This is a genomic window from Corynebacterium sp. HMSC076D02, from assembly GCF_001813815.1.
Classification (GTDB): domain Bacteria; phylum Actinomycetota; class Actinomycetes; order Mycobacteriales; family Mycobacteriaceae; genus Corynebacterium; species Corynebacterium simulans.
In genome coordinates this window covers 84,952-99,987 of record NZ_KV814047.1, presented here as the reverse complement: position 1 = coordinate 99,987, position 15,036 = coordinate 84,952, and the positions used below count along the sequence as shown (strand labels likewise).

14 protein-coding genes and 1 pseudogene are annotated in these 15,036 nt (G+C 60.0%); 3 read left to right on the top strand and 12 right to left on the bottom strand.

From position 1 onward, the window contains the following. Positions 1-127: 127 nt before the first annotated feature. The 7 genes and pseudogenes from HMPREF2935_RS07120 to HMPREF2935_RS07090 all read right to left on the bottom strand — a co-directional run bounded on the left by HMPREF2935_RS07120 (position 128) and on the right by HMPREF2935_RS07090 (position 7,814). Positions 128-862 (bottom strand): ATP-binding cassette domain-containing protein, encoded by a 735-nt coding sequence (locus tag HMPREF2935_RS07120; RefSeq protein WP_016456434.1) that lies wholly within the window; start codon positions 860-862, stop codon positions 128-130. Beyond that, a complete protein-coding gene (locus HMPREF2935_RS07115) occupies positions 849-2,855 on the bottom strand; it encodes a hypothetical protein (protein ID WP_070732567.1) in 2,007 nt (668 codons plus the stop codon). Before HMPREF2935_RS07115 ends, HMPREF2935_RS07120 begins: the two co-directional genes overlap by 14 nt. A 5-nt stretch (positions 2,856-2,860) precedes the next feature. After that, positions 2,861-3,145 carry a lactococcin 972 family bacteriocin gene (locus HMPREF2935_RS07110; RefSeq protein ID WP_046646499.1) on the bottom strand — a complete coding sequence of 95 codons (285 nt, stop codon included), beginning with the start codon at positions 3,143-3,145 and terminating at the stop codon, positions 2,861-2,863. Positions 3,146-3,651: 506 nt separating this feature from the next. Further along, positions 3,652-5,046: pseudogene (locus HMPREF2935_RS07105) on the bottom strand (recombinase family protein); the annotation flags it as partial. Positions 5,047-5,318: 272 nt separating this feature from the next. Further along, on the bottom strand, positions 5,319-6,107 hold the full coding sequence (locus tag HMPREF2935_RS07100) for a zeta toxin family protein (protein WP_062036587.1): 789 nt from the start codon (positions 6,105-6,107) through the stop codon (positions 5,319-5,321). A gap of 3 nt (positions 6,108-6,110) precedes the next feature. After that, positions 6,111-6,374: a hypothetical protein gene (locus HMPREF2935_RS07095; RefSeq protein WP_005530783.1), complete on the bottom strand. Its 264-nt coding sequence runs from the start codon at positions 6,372-6,374 to the stop codon at positions 6,111-6,113. Positions 6,375-6,404: 30 nt separating this feature from the next. Then, positions 6,405-7,814: an aldehyde dehydrogenase family protein gene (locus HMPREF2935_RS07090; protein ID WP_070732565.1), complete on the bottom strand. Its 1,410-nt coding sequence runs from the start codon at positions 7,812-7,814 to the stop codon at positions 6,405-6,407. 124 nt (positions 7,815-7,938) lie between these two features. On the opposite strand from HMPREF2935_RS07090, the gene HMPREF2935_RS13560 reads away from it, so the two are divergent. The 3 genes from HMPREF2935_RS13560 (at position 7,939) to HMPREF2935_RS07080 (ending at position 9,458) form a co-directional block, all read left to right on the top strand. Beyond that, positions 7,939-8,319 carry a cupin domain-containing protein gene (locus HMPREF2935_RS13560; protein WP_246817793.1) on the top strand — a complete coding sequence of 127 codons (381 nt, stop codon included), beginning with the start codon at positions 7,939-7,941 and terminating at the stop codon, positions 8,317-8,319. A gap of 73 nt (positions 8,320-8,392) precedes the next feature. Then, positions 8,393-8,884: a helix-turn-helix domain-containing protein gene (locus HMPREF2935_RS13555; protein ID WP_246817792.1), complete on the top strand. Its 492-nt coding sequence runs from the start codon at positions 8,393-8,395 to the stop codon at positions 8,882-8,884. A 49-nt stretch (positions 8,885-8,933) separates the two neighbouring features. Then, positions 8,934-9,458: an excalibur calcium-binding domain-containing protein gene (locus HMPREF2935_RS07080; RefSeq protein WP_061925401.1), complete on the top strand. Its 525-nt coding sequence runs from the start codon at positions 8,934-8,936 to the stop codon at positions 9,456-9,458. 47 nt (positions 9,459-9,505) lie between these two features. On the opposite strand, the gene HMPREF2935_RS07075 is transcribed toward HMPREF2935_RS07080, so the two are convergent. The 5 genes from HMPREF2935_RS07075 to HMPREF2935_RS07055 form a co-directional block, all read right to left on the bottom strand. Then, complete coding sequence (locus HMPREF2935_RS07075; RefSeq protein WP_070732564.1) at positions 9,506-10,981, bottom strand: NAD-dependent succinate-semialdehyde dehydrogenase; 1,476 nt, start codon at positions 10,979-10,981, stop codon at positions 9,506-9,508. Positions 10,982-10,989: 8 nt separating this feature from the next. Further along, positions 10,990-11,769 carry an HpcH/HpaI aldolase family protein gene (locus HMPREF2935_RS07070; RefSeq protein WP_070732562.1) on the bottom strand — a complete coding sequence of 260 codons (780 nt, stop codon included), beginning with the start codon at positions 11,767-11,769 and terminating at the stop codon, positions 10,990-10,992. After that, positions 11,754-12,539: a 2-oxo-hept-4-ene-1,7-dioate hydratase gene (gene hpaH / locus HMPREF2935_RS07065; protein ID WP_070732560.1), complete on the bottom strand. Its 786-nt coding sequence runs from the start codon at positions 12,537-12,539 to the stop codon at positions 11,754-11,756. Before hpaH ends, HMPREF2935_RS07070 begins: the two co-directional genes overlap by 16 nt. Before the next feature lie 107 nt (positions 12,540-12,646). After that, complete coding sequence (gene hpaD / locus HMPREF2935_RS07060; protein ID WP_061925414.1) at positions 12,647-13,723, bottom strand: 3,4-dihydroxyphenylacetate 2,3-dioxygenase; 1,077 nt, start codon at positions 13,721-13,723, stop codon at positions 12,647-12,649. A 41-nt stretch (positions 13,724-13,764) separates the two neighbouring features. Next, positions 13,765-15,036, bottom strand: a 1,272-nt coding sequence (locus HMPREF2935_RS07055; RefSeq protein WP_070732558.1) for an aldehyde dehydrogenase, incomplete at its 5' end; no start/stop codon positions are given.

Sequence of the window (15,036 nt, the reverse complement as noted above, 5' to 3'; positions counted from 1 at the left end):
CCCGACGTGTCTACTTTCCGGGGGTCAGGCCCGTGCTCGACAACCCCAGCGGACTCAACGCCCACGCCAGCGTCGCGGACCATGCGGCCGGGTACCGGAAGGTGGCCAAGGCCGCGGGCATCGCGATTTAATCCCGCGCAGAGCCGGAGACTGTGACCTGGCGATCATTGATGCGCAAGGTGCTGTCAGCGGCAGCAATAACTGCGGCATCGTGCGTGGCGGCCAGAACGAGTGCGCCCCCGTCCGCAGCTCGCCGCAGGAGCGCGATAACTTGGTCGCGGTTAGTGGGGTCGAGGGAGGCGGTCGGCTCGTCAGCGAACACATAAGCCGCGCCGCGGAGCAGGGCTCGGGCGATCGCCAGCCGCTGCTGCTCGCCTCCGCTGAGAATAGCTGCCGGCCCGTCGAAGGGGACATCAAGACCGACTTCGCCGAGGGAGTGCAGCAATTCTTCTTTGGAGTATTGCTTCCTGGATAGCCCGAGGGTGAGGTTATCTTCGCAGCTTAGTTCGGGAATGATTCCGTGGTCTTGGTGGATTATCGCGGCGCGTTCTCGCCAGAACCTCCGCCTCCGCTTCATCCTCCACGCGGAGGCATTCTCACCGTCTATCCGGAGGAGGCCGTCCGCCGGCGGCAGGAGCCCGGCCAAGGTGTTGAGCAGCAAAGTCTTTCCGGAACCGCTGGCTCCACAGATGGCGACAAAGCCTGGCCCGGGTAGGGAAAACGTTGCATTTTCCACGAGGGACTTCTTCACCATCCGCGTGCTGCGCCCCACAGAAAAAGTCGACTCCGCGGCGAGACAGAGATGAGAGGTGGAAATCTCTGGCGGCAGAGTGGGGGACTGATTGGGGCTAGCCAATGACATTGTGACTCCTAGGGGAGGCGGACATGTGCTGAGAAATACTGAAACGGACAAAACCGAGGTAGACGATTAAGACAAGGCAGCTTAGCGCGGTGAAGGTGTAGAGGAACGGGTTGGGAAGCAGTAGCGGAGCCAGGACGGACAATATGACGACAACTGTCAGGCTGACCAGTTGGCTTTTGAATAGTCGCCACATCGTTTTGTCCGGTGATTGCCCAGCGCTGTGGAGGAGTACCAGGAGGCGACGGTGAACTCGGAGCTGGATGCGCGCCTGGACTATCAAGGCCGCAAGCGTGGCGAGCAAAGCTCCGAGGACGCTCAGGATACTCAGCCAGAACAGCGCCGTGCTGGCTACTAGTTCGGCCAGACCGCGATCGGCCGCGCGTACCGGGTACACGTAGCCTTCGAGGCCGGCAGCGGTAAGTTCTGGACCCAGTTCCGAGAAATCCGCGAAGAGCAAGTTTTCACTCGAAGCTGTGGAGCTTAGGAAGTCTGCGTCGAAGCCGGATAGATCGTCCGTTTCAAGCACGTAAAAACAATCGCCGGGAACCAGTTCCCCCGACATTGTTCCACTAATGAATCCGACCGCATGATCGGCACTGACCGGACCAATTTGCGCAGATTTAAGGAGCAGGTCGCCGGATTCCTGAGCCCACAGATCCACGGAAGCTGCGAAATGCTCTTGGGCTGCGGAATAGTCGACCGAGTGGTTGTCGTCTCCGGGACGGAACTGATAATCCTGCAGATCGTGCCATTGGCGGTTAGCAAGTGCCACGGGGCAGGAGTCCGGCACACCGGTACCTTCTTTCGGCAAAGTATGGCTGAGGACAGCCCCGTGCTCCCGTTCCCAGCTGAGCGCGAAGTCGCGGAAGTTCTGCTGCACACTGGGCGGCAAGAGCTCGCCTCCTTCCACGCGGCCAGCAGGGCCGTCGAAGTTGGCTGAAAAATGCAAGGCTCCAAACTCCGCGAGAGATTTCCAGGTCTGCTGGGCCTCGGATTCCTGCTGGTAGGAGCGGAGCGCAGCCGCTGAGCTAAGACCCGCTGCTACAAAGGTCACGCAGGTAAAGACCGAAATTACTTTCAGCGCTTTTCCCGCCGCCTTCTCTGCGGGGGCACGCTGCCCCAGCAGCGCTACTGCGCGGCGCAACAATGGGGCGGTGACGGCTACGGCCAAACCGGTGGTAGCCAGGGCCAAGCCTATCCCGGCGGCGTAGAACCTGAGGAACAGGAGGGCAAAAGAATAGCTCCCTTGGCGGGCGAGGAATGTACTCGCAAGGCCAATGAGAACTAGGTGCGGGAGGATGACAAAGGTCCATTGCCGCCAATTACCTTTTTGACTGCGGTGCCCTCCATTTATTGTGCGCAGCGCTGCCAATCTAAGACCGGAAACCCGAAGAACAAATACCAGGGCAAAAAGGGAAACGACAAATAGAAACAGGATCGCCACCAACGCGGGCAGGCGGAATACGACCGATTGGATGAGGTGAAGGAACTGCGTCTTTTCGCTTAGCCTGAGCCCGTCATTCCTGGCCGATTCGTAGAAGTGGTTCGCATTGCCACCCGTTGCTTTGGGAACCAAGACGTAGTCACCGTGGTAATCAAGCGACCCAAGCTCACTGGCCGCTTGGCTCAAGGCATCCGGCCGGTTGAGCCGGGGAATGCGTTCCGGTGCTGGATAATTTTCCTCCAGCGGGATGAAAACCTCGTGGGAAGTCCCGCTTGCGTCATCGGTGCCAGTCAGCCGGTAGATGGAGTAGCCGTTCTGCTCGGCCAATGAAACCAGTGAGTTACGGATTACCGTCGGTGCGTAGTCTGACTCAAGTTCCTCCGCGAGTGAAGTCTTAGGCTCGACGTAGTCAAGACTAAAGGTTGATTCGACCCCTAAGGACAAGGGCTTGGTGGAGTCAACCAGGGCTGTCAGCAGCCACCCAGTAGTCGCGATGACTGCAGCAAGAAGTAGGCTCAAAAGCCCAAGTACTAGGGGTCGAATACGCATGAGTTCTAGCAGAAGTTGTAGTAGTAGCTGTCCTTAGTGCCCGGCAAATTCGTTGCCCAAAGCTCGGCGATCGACTTCTGGCCGCCGCGGGTGTCGATGCTTTGTTGCCTTCTGTCGTTGACGATCACAGTCGAAGTATGGCACCGATTCACGGTGAAATAAGAACGCGCCTTAGCGTCCCAGAATCCGTACTCCCAGGTACCGCCACCTGCAGGGTAGCGAACTTTCCGGCCGACAGATGCCCAGTAGGTTGTGAAGGCTGGTGCTGCCTCGCCGAGTAGCTCGGCCATCACACCGGAAGCAAAGCCTCCCTTGGCGCCGTGGTCTTGGAATTCTTCTGCGGAAGCAACGGCTGAGTTAGATACGGAAACGCTCAGAGCAGAGGCAATCAGCAGCGCTGCAAACTGCCGAGTGCGCTTTTTTGGGGGTCATAACAGTCTCCTTTGAGAGAGGAAATGAGGCGGGATTGCCTCAAAAGGAAGGCTACCCTAAGTGAATATAAATGGGAATAGAACCAGTTTTCTAATTTTATTGGTACTTTTCACGGGCCTTAGGCTCGGGAGGGCGGTGGTTGTCCTTGGTCCGCTATGTCTTGGATTCACCCCGTACGGAGTGGGGTTGCCCGCAACACGCCCTTTCGTCCTTGCTCTCTTCTGACGTCATCCTCGCCAACGTCAGCTGCGCGAAACTCCTGCCTAGTTTCGCACGCCGCAAGCGCACGGTGTCGTGCGCTTGCTTAGGCCGCCCCTAAGGCGCAGCACATGCGCGCGATTGTTGATGTGCCACACACTGCAACCTAGTTCCACACGATCTGCACCGATTCAGGGTTGAAGGTCTTGGTGCCGCGCACGCCACGGCGCAGGCGCACCTGGCACAGGGTGTTAATGACTCGACGCTGCACGGCAAGCTCTGCGTTGTCGAAGGCGTCCACGGGCGAGGCGTAGCCGGTTGTGTCGAGCAGCGCCGATGCGCCAGCAAGGCGGGCACGGCGCGTTTCGAGTTTCTCGATCTGCGGCTCATAACGGTTTCGCGCGCGCTTGAGGTCACGGGCCTCGATAAGCTCCTCGTCGTAGTCAGCCTGGACGCGGGCGAGCTTTGCGCGAAGCTCAGCGAGTTCGTCGTCGATGGCGTCGACCTCGTCGTCATCCGCAGTTGGCAACAGGTCTGCTAGGTCGTCACGGCCAAGGCGGGCGCGGATCACGGCGAGCACAAAATCATCGACGCTATGAGTGCGCACTAAGCCACAGGCCGCGCAGCGGTAGCGGTCGGCATGCGTGTGCACGGGGTTGCCGCACTCGTCGCAGACATACAGGCCCGAGCCAAGATGGCGGCGAGTGTTCCGGCGCTCCTTGTTTGTCAGCCGGTCGGGATCATCGAGCACGTTTTGCACACGCCACCACAGATCGGGTGTGACGATCGGCTCCCACTGCCCTTTCACCGGCTCGCCGGTATCGGGGTCGCGGACGATATGCGTGACACGGCGGTATTTGTTCTTCACGCCTTTGCGCTTGGCCTTCTTATACGTGGAGTAGCCGGCATACACGGGGTTGCGCAGGATCGAGTGCAACGACGTGTAGGCCCAGGGCTGCGCGTCGGGAACCGACTTTTCTTCCTGGCCAGCAGCGCGACGGCGTGCGTTGCGCTCTGTGACCACGGTGTGCATATGGCGCGGCGTGGTCGGAATGTCCGGCAAGCCCGGTTGATCGACCCCAGATAAGGCGCGTGCGATATCGCGCATGGAGTTGCCCCTCTCGACAGCGCGGAACATACCGAGCACGGCGGCGGCTTCGGATGGGATGATCTCGCCGGTGGAGGTGTAGCCGATCGGGCGCACACCGCCGGAGTACCAGCGGCCCTGCTCGGCGCGCTGCTGTTGCGCACGGGATTGGCGCATGCTTTTGCGTTCGATCTCGCCGCGCGCCACGGCTGCTTTGATACGCGCGTACATTCTGCCGCCGTCGGTGGCAAGGTCAGCATCACCGTTCGCGGTGACGAGTTTCAGCCCCTGCTCTTCCGCCCTGTCGATCCACTCTTCGAGCTGCGCGGGCTGTCGTGTGAGGCGGTCGAGGTCCCAGCAAATGATCGCGTCGATCTCGCCGCGCTCAAAGGACGCCACCATCGCGTCGTAGTCGGGACGGTCCACGTCCTTCTTTGATGCAGAGATCGATTGATCGACGTAGGTATGCACGACGTCCCAGCCGCGTTACTCGGCGAGGGCTTCGCAGTCCTGACGCTGCCGGTCGATGGCGAGGCCGTCCATGGCAGCATCTAACGAGATACGGAGGTAAATAGCAGCACGTGTAGTCATACGCTATTCATAGCGCATTTAGGTTACATTGAAACGAAACTCCACGCAGACGACATCCTCAGCCTGCTCGACCTCGCAGACCGCTAGCTCGCCAGCAGCCGCTTTGACACGAAGCTCTCACCGCCTACCGGGCGCGCAGTTCCACGGGCACAGCCTTAAAGTTTGCGGATACGCTCTGCATCAGCCACGAGGTTTTGCGTGAGCTTCTCCGCTTCAAGGCCACTCAAGTCGCAGCTGTCGAAGCGGGCCAGCCAATCAGCACGAATGGCGGGGGAGTCGAACCAGGTTGCGCGCTCGGCTTCAATATCCTCGATACCGCTCAAGGTGCGGCCGTCGCGGGTGCGGATCTCGAGGTCGTCGACAAGCGGGGCAATCGCTTGAAGCCCTGGGACGATGGCCTTAAAGCCCGACGTATGGGAAACCTCATTGGTCCAGCGCGGGTAGCGGCTCACGCGCTGCGCCTCCAGGTAGCGCTGGACGACACCGAGCCTGGAGACCTCCTGCGCCACCGCCAAGCCCACGACCCTCACGCGGAAACCCGCGGAGCGAAACTTGGCTATCTCTCCTGCGATGAATTCCGGGTTGGACAGCGTGTTCTCAATGATGAGGGAGTGCCCGTGCTGCCGGCCATACTCAATCAGCGAGGACATCCAATAGGGCACCGGACCATTGGTGAGCACGTCCATGCGCAGGGGGTCGCGCTCCATGATCTCGTCGAGGGCGGGGTGCAGCTTCCGAACCTCATCGGAATCAAGGACCGCGTGACCATTCTTTACAGATTCAATAGCCGTTGATTTGCCTGACGCTGGCTGCCCCGCCACATAAATGACTTCTGGAACAGACGGACTGTGAGCATTCGATCGGCCAAAGTAGCTGGCTTGCAGAGTCTTTAGCCGTTGCTCCATAACTTGTGGATCAACGGGGAAATCAGCGGCGGAAAGCATAAGCTATGCCGCTTTGTGCTCGGAGGAGAGGGCTTCAAGCCGCTGCGCAAAGAGAGCCGCAGCGGCGCGGATGGCTTCAATGTCGGTTGAATCAACACCACTGACTATGTCCTCTACCAGCCAATTCTGACGAATCCACCATTGTGATTCAACATCGTTGCCTGCTTCAGCGGCCCGAGTGAGGTAGGCAGCTTTCAGCGAGGACGCAACCTCCTTCATTGCGTCGAAGGCTGCGTACTCGATCTCCGGGACGTTGGCGGTGCTCATGGCGCTTAGAATAGCAGCGCCACGGCGGTTTTAGCCGTTGATAATCTGCGGGTAGGCCAGGCCCTTGAGGCCCTCGGTGCCAAACTCCACGCCGTAGCCGGAGGACTTGATGCCGCCGAACGGCACGCGCGGATCTACGGCACCGTGGCCGTTGATCCACGTGGTGCCAGCCTCCAGCTGCGCGGCAACTTCCAGAGCGCGCTCACGGTTGGAGGACCACACGGAAGAGCCCAAGCCCACGTCAAGCTTGTTGGCCTGCTCGATGGCCCAATCCAGGTCTGTGTACTTCACAATCGGCAGTGCCGGGCCGAACTGCTCCTCGACGACCAGCGCGTTATCCGGGTCGATGTCCGCCACCAGGGTGGTGGGGTAGAAGTAGCCCGGCGCGTCATAGTCCGGGTCACCGCCCAGCAGCACGCGGGCGCCGGAGTCCTTGGCGGCGTTGACGAGCTTGTCCACGATGTCGAACTGCTGCTTGTTCTGCAGCGGGCCGAGCACGTTTTCTTCTTCCAAGCCCACACCCATCGGCGAGGCCTTGGCTACCTCGACGAGGGCTTCGCAGACAGCGTCGTAAAGCGATTCCGGCACGTACAGGCGCTTCATTGCCGCGCAGGTCTGTCCAGTGTTGATGAACGCGCCCCAGAAAAGGTCGCCGGCGATGGCGGCTGGGTCGGCGTCGTCAAGCACGATGCCCGCATCGTTACCGCCGAGCTCAAGGGTGAGGCGCTGCAGGTTCGCGGCAGAGGACTCGACGATCTTCTTGCCGGTCGCAGTGGAGCCGGTGAACATGATCTTGTCGATGTCCGCGTGAGTGGTCAGCGCTGCGCCTACCGCGCCGTCACCGGTGACAACCTGCAGGACGCCTTCCGGAAGCACGGAATTAAAGACCTTGATGAGCGCCAGGACGGACAGCGGGGTGTACTCGGAAGGCTTAACCACCACGGCATTACCCATGCGTAGGGCCGGGGCAATCTGCCAAATGGTGATCATCATCGGCCAGTTCCACGGGCCAATCGCACCGACGACGCCGAGCGGACGGTAGTGCACGGTCGCGGTGATGTCATCATCGACAGCGGTGTAATCAGGGGACTCGAAGGACGCCGTCGCGCGCAGCCACGCGGAGCACGCACCAACCTCGAAGCGAGCATTCGGGCCGTTCAGCGGCTTGCCCTGCTCGCGGGAGAGCAGCTCCACCAGCGGCTCCGCGGAAGCCTCAATGGCGTCCGCAGCCTTGAGCAGGAGGTCACAGCGCTCAGAGTCGCTGAGCTTTGCAAAGGACTTCTGCGCGTGAACCGCGCGCTCGACCGCCGCATTGAGCTCCTCAACACTGCCTTCAGGTGCGACGCCCACAACCTCTTCGGTGGCTGGGTTGATGATTTCTACGCCATCCTCAGCGCTAACAGCTGCGAGAAGATCTTCATACGTGGCGAACTGCGACATTTATTCTCCTTGGTCGAGGTGTGCAAAGTTTTGACTATTGTTACCCACAACACATATTGCCGCTTGACTTTAAGCGCACAAAACTTGTTCAAAAATGTGCTTGAGGTCACTGTATAGTACTTATATGCCCAACCCTTCCTCGCACTATGACCTCGCGGCCTGGCGCGCGGCGTCTTCGGAGACCTTCGGCAAGCTGGAAGTTCATGCACCCGAGGCGAGCACCTTTTGGGCTCAGCTCACCAGCACCAGGGTGGGGGAGGTCTCCCTCTTTGACATGCGCACCGCGCCCCATTCGGTAAAAAGGGAAAACGCAGCGCTTGCCGACGCCCCCTTTTGCAAGCTCAGCCTCCAGCTTTCCGGCCACTCCACCATGGCTCAAGATGGCCGAACCTGCGAGCTTCATCCCGGTGACTTAGCACTGTATGTCACTCAACGACCTTATGTTCTTGAATATCCCGTCGAGCAGCACACTCTTATCGTTCACTTTCCCACAGAGCCTACTTAGCCTCACACCGGCGCAGATTCAGCAGCTAACTGCGAGCCCAGTTTCCCGTGATCATGGCTTGGGCAAGGTGGCAGTGCCGCTTTTCGAGCAGCTGGCCAATAACCTCGACGTGCTCGAAGGCCCGCACGCCCCGGCCCTTGTTCGCTCCGCCTTGAACATGTTGGTCACAGTGTTCTCTTCTGAAATCGACACCGCTTCTGACTCGAAGAATTTGTTATTCAACCAGGCCACCTCATATATCGAGCAGCATTTGGGTGATGCAGATCTTTCCCCAAGCACCATCGCCACGGCGCTTTTCGTATCCGTGCGCCATCTCCATTCCCGCTTCGCCGCACAAGGCCTATCAGTAGGCTCCTATATCCGCAGCCGCCGACTAGAGAAAGTACGGGAGGAGCTAACAAACCCCTTAAATGCCAAGGAATCCATTGGCACCATCGCCTCGCGCTACGGCCTGCACGATCCTTCGCATTTCTCGCGCATCTTCAAGGCTGAGTTCGGACTTTCTCCCAGCGCTTATCGCGCCCGTTTCGCACTCCATCCCTTTAAGAGTTCTAGATGGGGGTAAATCTCCCATTTAGCCTCCATACGGCTCTGCGTGGTCGCATAACAAATTTGTGAAGAAGAAATCTCTTGGCCTACTGCTTGCAGCGGCCCTCTCATTTGGCGCTATCTCTCCAGCGCAAGCACAAGAAGTTAACGCTCCGGTTGCCTCCGAAACGGGCGTTACAGCCGAACAAGATACCGCCACCAACTCCCAGTCCTCTGAACCTGATACCGGGGTAATTGTTGGCTCTGTCGTTGGCGCTCTCGCATTGGCCGGCCTCATCGCGGGCGGAGTCTATTGGGCTGTTCAACAGCGCATGATCCCCAATCCACTGCCTGGAATTATTCCGAATCCTCCAGCACCAGCTCCCGCCCCTGCGCCAGCACCGGCACCAGCTCCCGCTCCCGCCCCTAGGCCAGCTCCCGCCCCACCTCGCGTGATGGCACCCGCCCCGGCTCGCGTCACCGCCAGCTATGCAAACTGCACTGCTGTGTGGAACTCCATTGGCCGCCCAATCCGCTCTGGCGATCCTGGCTTCATGTCGAAGTTTGATCGTGATGGCGATGGCGTTGGTTGCGAGCGCGACCCTCGTTAAGACCTAAAGCAGCCACCCCATCGGAGTGGCTGCTTTTCTTATATTCCTTATCGGTTGGCGTATGGGTTACGCACACCGATGTACTGCAGCGAGGTGTACTCCTCGATGCCCTCGGCGCCGCCCTCGCGGCCCATGCCGGACTGCTTGACGCCACCGAATGGGGCAGCGGCATTAGAGATGACGCCGGCGTTAAACCCCATGAGGCCGAACTCTAGGCCATCGCCCAGGCGCCACATACGGTCGGAGTCTTCCGTGAACACATAGGAGGCCAGGCCATACTCGGTGTCGTTGGCCAGTTCGATGGCCTCGGCTTCATCGCTGAAGGTGAGGATCGGCGCAACCGGTCCGAAGATCTCCTCCTGCGCCACGCGTGATTCACGTGAAACATTGGTCAGGACGGTCGGCTCGTAGAAGTAGCCAGCACCCTCACCACGGCTGCCGCCGACGAGGACTTTGGCACCCTTGGCGACGGCGTCTTCGACGAGCGCGGCGACGTTGTCCTGAGCCTTCTTCTCAATGAGCGGCCCACAGGTAACGCCCTCATCCATGCCGTTGCCCACCTTGAGCTCAGAGATCTTGGCTGCAAACTTCTGGGCGAACTCTTCGGCCACGGACTCGTGCACAATAAAGCGATTAGCTGCGGTGCAGGCCTCACCAATGTTGCGCATCTTCGCGCCCATCGCACCCGCTACAGCTTGATCCAAGTCTGCGTCCTCGAAGACGACGAACGGCGCGTTGCCACCGAGCTCCATGGAGGTGCGCAGAACGTTGTCCGCAGCAGCCTTCAACAAGGTCTTACCCACCGGAGTAGAGCCAGTAAAAGACACCTTGCGCAGGCGCGAGTCAGCCATGACCGGCTCAGAAATGGCGGAAGCGGACTTACCCGCCACGACGTTCAGAACGCCCTCCGGAAGACCTGCGTCAATCATGGTCTGGGCGAAGTACTGAGCGGTCAGCGGAGTCAGCTTCGCTGGCTTGAGCACCATGGTGCAGCCCGCAGCAACCGCCGGCGCAACCTTGCGGGTAGCCATGGCGAGTGGGAAATTCCACGGGGTGATAAGCAGGCACGGGCCCACCGGCTTACGGCGGGTCACCATCTGAAGGGTGCCCTCCGGTGCAGGCAAGCTGCGGCCATAGTCACGCACGGCTTCCTCAGAGAACCAGCGCAGGTACTCCGCGCCGTAAGTGACCTCACCGTAGGCCTCAGCCAGAGGCTTGCCCATTTCCAAGGTCATCAACGCAGCGAATTCATCCTTGCGCTCGGTAACAAGCTCGAAGGCACGACGCAGAATGTTAGAACGCTCGCGCGGGGTTGTGCGCGCCCACTCGTCCTGGACGGCACAGGCGGCATCCAGCGCGGCCACGGCGTCCTCCGAGTTACCCGAAGCCAATGTGGCTAGTACCTCGCCGGTGGCGGGATTCTCCACGTCGAAGGTCTCACCTGACGCAGCATCGCGCCACTGCCCGTTAATCAGCAGTCCGGTCGGAACCTTGGCCAACAGTTGCTCAACATTGATGGTCATAAAAGTTGCTAACCTTTCTTCGAGAATTTGTCCGCCAGCGTACGCGCCGCACCGGACAGCAGCTGGACATCAGCTCCTACCAGCGCAAACGACGCACCTGCGTCGAGATAACGCTGCGCCTGCTCCAGATTGAAAGCGTTGACGCCCACCGGCTTGCCCGCGGCACGGACCGCATCGAAAGTACGCTGCACTGCGTCCAACACGTCTGGGTGGGTCTGCTGGCCCAGCAGCCCCATTGAGGCCGCCAGATCCGATGGGCCGACAAATACTTGGTCAACACCATCGATGGCCGCGATCTCCGCCGCGTTCTCCACAGCGGTGAAGGACTCAATCTGCACGGTCAGGCTGACGGTCTCAGCGGCCTTCTGCAAATACCCCTCCACACCATTCCAGCGGGAAGAACGAGCCAACGCACTGCCGACGCCGCGCACACCGCGCGGTGGGTAATACATTGCCGCTACAGCCTTCTCGGCCTCGGCTGCAGTATCGACCATCGGCACCATCAGGTTCTGAGCACCAACATCTAGGTATTGCTTGATAAGTGCGGTGTCATTAACCGGAACACGCACCATACGGGTTGGCCCATACGCATCCGTGGCCCGAAGCAATTCTGCGATGGTCTCCAAGCTATAAGGGGAGTGCTCGCCATCAATAAGCAGCCAATCGAAACCGGCGGAAGCAACAATCTCCGCCGCCACCTGGGAGCCGGAGCAGATCCAGGCGCCGATCAAGGGGGCGTCGTCAAGCGCGCGTGTGAAGGTTGGCGGAAGTTCTACTGGAATCGGCATGTGATTGCTCCCAACTTTCCATAATCGGCGTGGACGGTATCGCCCGGCTCCACCCACATCGGCTTGGTGAAGGAGCCGGCGAGGATGATGTCGCCCTTCTTCAAAGTGTCGCCATGTGCATGCAGCTTGTTCGCCAGCCAGGCGACGCCCATCGCCGGATGATTGAGCACCGCCGCGGCGACGCCGGTGTCTTCGATGGATTCATTGCGATAGAGGAGGGCGGAGACCCAACGGAGGTCAACGTCTTCGGGACGGACTGGGTTGCCGCCATAAACCATCGCACCGAGCGCCGCGTTGTCAGAGATGGTGTCCACGATGGTGCGGCCCTTCATCTCAATGCGGGAGGAGAGGATCTCCAAGGCTGGCACCACGTAATCGGTCGCGCGGAGCACGTCAAAGATGCTGCAGTTAGGACCCGCCAGGTCCTCCTTGAGAACGAAGGCGAGCTCCACCTCGATGCGCACGTTCGAGAACTGCGCGTGCTCGATAACGGAACCGTTCTCATAAACCTGGTCCGCGAAAATTGCCCCGTAATCCGGTTCGGTAATACCGGTTGCCTCCTGCATCACCTTGGAGGTCAAGCCAATCTTGCGGCCAACGAGGCGTCGCCCACCGGCGATGCCGCGCTTTACCCATTCACCCTGGATGGCATAAGAATCCTCCACACCCATGTCCGGGAAACGAGTGCTCAGCAGAGGAATCATCGTGCGGTCGCGCTCGGCCTGCGCCAGCTCATTCGCGATGGCTATATGTTGCTTGCTATCTAACATTGTCGAATTCCTTAGGTCGTTGTTTCACGTGAAACATGCAGAAAAGCTGGACCGCATTTCTGGGTTTTAATCAACCTTGAAATCACAGTCCAGCGTCCATGAGGGCTTTAGAGCTGGTTGCCGAGCTTGAACTCGCCCTGCTTCCACTCCGGCATCTCCTCGGAATCTTCCTTGCGGGTGTAGGAGAAGCCATCCGCGCCGATGGTCTGCGCCATCTCGGACTCATCGGTGCGCTCGACCAGCGGAACCGGATTACCATCGAGGTCGAGGACGGTGGAGCCGTCGCGGTACCAAGAAGGAACAACCGGGGTACCCCACCAGTCGCGACGCTGGTTGTCGTGGACGTCCCAGGTGACAACCGGGTTGTCTGGGTCGCCGGTGTAGTAATCCTGGGTGTAGATCTCCACGCGGTGACCATCCGGGTCGCGCAAGTAGAGGTAGTAGGCATTGGAAACGCCATGACGGCCTGGGCCACGCTCGATAGCGTCAGACTCGCGGAGAGCGCCAAGCTTGTCGCAGATGGCGATGATGTTGTGCTTCTCGTGGGTAGCGAACGCGATGTGGTGCATGCGCGGGCCGTCACCACCAGTCATTGCAGTGTCGTGGACGGTCGGCTTACGGCGCATCCATGCGGCATAGACGGTGCCCTGCTCATCGCGGATATCCTCAGTGATGCGGAAGCCAAGATCCTCCATGTAATCCACGGCCTTCGGAACATCCGGGGTGATCTGATTGAAGTGATCCAAGCGAACCAACGCGCCCGGGATATGGGCGTCATAGCTCCACGCCAGACGCTCGCGGTGCTCTACCTCGTAGAAGAACTCGTATGGGAAGCCCAACGGATCCTGCACACGCACAGAGTCGCCGACACCCTTGACAAAGCCGTCCTTGTTGCGACGAACCTCGCAGCCGCGGGCCTTGTAAAACTCCTCAGCGCGGTCCAGATCTTCGGGGCTACGCACGCGGTAGGAGAAGGCCGCCACTGCCGGAACAGGGCCCTTGCGCAGCACCAGGTTGTGGTGGATGAACTCCTCGTAGGTGCGCAGGTAGATTGCGTTGTCATCTTCCTCGGTCACGACGAGGCCTAAGGTATCCACGTAGAACTTACGGGAAGCCTCAAGATCGGTAACAACGATCTCCATGTAGGCGCAACGCAGGATATCCGGTGCTTGAACGTTGGTCATGATGTGCTCCTTGGGTGAAAAGTAGGTGAGAGAAAAGAGATTTAGTCCTGCTTGCCGAAGACCGGATTGTGAACCTTGTCGAGGTTGATGTGGACTGCCTGCTGGTCGGTGTAGAAGTCGATGGAACGGTAGCCACCCTCATGACCCAGGCCGGAAGCCTTCACGCCGCCGAATGGGGTACGCAGGTCGCGGACGTTATTCGAGTTGAGCCAGACCATGCCGGCCTCCACATTCTGTGCGAAGTTGTGCGCACGCTTGAGGTCGGAGGTCCAGACATATGCGGCCAGACCGTACTTGGTGTTGTTGGCCAGCTCGAGCGCTTCCTCGTCGGTGTCGAACGGGGTGATGGCAACGACCGGGCCGAAGATTTCTTCCTGGAAGATGCGGGCGGATGGGTCGACGTCAACGAAGACGGTCGGCTGCACAAAGTTGCCCTCTTCGAAACCCTCTGGGCGCTCGCCGCCGGCGGCCAGCTTGGCTTCCTGCTTGCCAATCTCGATGTACGAGGTGACCTTCTCGTAGTGCTCAGGGTGAACCAGGGCGCCGACCTCGGTCTTCGGGTCAGAAGGCAGGCCCACCTTTACGCGCTTGGCGACGGCGGTGTAGCGCTCAACGAATTCATCGTAAATGTCGCGCTGGACGAGGATGCGTGAGCCGGCGGTGCAGCGCTCGCCGTTCAGGGAGAACACGCCGAAGATGCAGGCGTCGATTGCGGTGTCGAGGTCCGCGTCGGAGAATACGATGGCAGGGGACTTGCCGCCGAGCTCCATCGACAGACCCTTCAGGTGCGGTGCCGCGTTCCCGAAGATGATCTGGCCGGTGCGGGACTCGCCGGTAAAGGAGATCAGCGGGACGTCTGGGTGCTTGACCAGTGGGTCGCCCGCGTAGCCTTCCTCGCCGAAGCCGTTGACTAGGTTGAAGACGCCCTTCGGGAGGCCAGCCTCCTCAAAGATGCCCGCCCACAGCTGTGCGGAAAGCGGGGTGAACTCGGCAGGCTTCAACACCACGGAGTTACCGGTGGCGATAGCAGGAGCGAGCTTCCAAGACTCCAGCATGAACGGAGTGTTCCACGGGGTAATAAGACCTGCGACGCCGATTGGCTTGCGGTTGACGTAGTTAATCTGGCGGCCCGGAACCTTGTAGGCGTCGTCGGCCTGCGCAACGATGAGGTCAGCGAAGAAGCGGAAGTTCTCCGCCGCGCGCTTGGCCTGGCCATTGGCCTGGGTGATTGGCAGGCCGGAGTCGAAGGACTCCCAAGCAGCCAGCTTGTCTGCACGGGTCTCGACGATGTCTGCGATCTTGTTGAGGACGCG

Excerpts from the sequence above, each read along its gene's own strand:
- HMPREF2935_RS07090 (WP_070732565.1), bottom strand. The coding sequence starts at position 7,814 with ATGTCGCAGTTCGCCACGTATGAAGATCTTCTCGCAGCTGTTAGCGCT.
- hpaD (WP_061925414.1), bottom strand. The coding sequence starts at position 13,723 with ATGACCAACGTTCAAGCACCGGATATCCTGCGTTGCGCCTACATGGAG.
- HMPREF2935_RS07115 (WP_070732567.1), bottom strand. The coding sequence starts at position 2,855 with ATGCGTATTCGACCCCTAGTACTTGGGCTTTTGAGCCTACTTCTTGCT.
- HMPREF2935_RS07095 (WP_005530783.1), bottom strand. The coding sequence starts at position 6,374 with ATGAGCACCGCCAACGTCCCGGAGATCGAGTACGCAGCCTTCGACGCA.
- HMPREF2935_RS07070 (WP_070732562.1), bottom strand. The coding sequence starts at position 11,769 with ATGCCGATTCCAGTAGAACTTCCGCCAACCTTCACACGCGCGCTTGAC.
- HMPREF2935_RS13560 (WP_246817793.1), top strand. The coding sequence starts at position 7,939 with ATGCCCAACCCTTCCTCGCACTATGACCTCGCGGCCTGGCGCGCGGCG.
- HMPREF2935_RS07110 (WP_046646499.1), bottom strand. The coding sequence starts at position 3,145 with ATGGCCGAGCTACTCGGCGAGGCAGCACCAGCCTTCACAACCTACTGG.
- hpaH (WP_070732560.1), bottom strand. The coding sequence starts at position 12,539 with ATGTTAGATAGCAAGCAACATATAGCCATCGCGAATGAGCTGGCGCAG.
- HMPREF2935_RS07100 (WP_062036587.1), bottom strand. The coding sequence starts at position 6,107 with ATGCTTTCCGCCGCTGATTTCCCCGTTGATCCACAAGTTATGGAGCAA.
- HMPREF2935_RS07075 (WP_070732564.1), bottom strand. The coding sequence starts at position 10,981 with ATGACCATCAATGTTGAGCAACTGTTGGCCAAGGTTCCGACCGGACTG.
- HMPREF2935_RS07120 (WP_016456434.1), bottom strand. The coding sequence starts at position 862 with ATGTCATTGGCTAGCCCCAATCAGTCCCCCACTCTGCCGCCAGAGATT.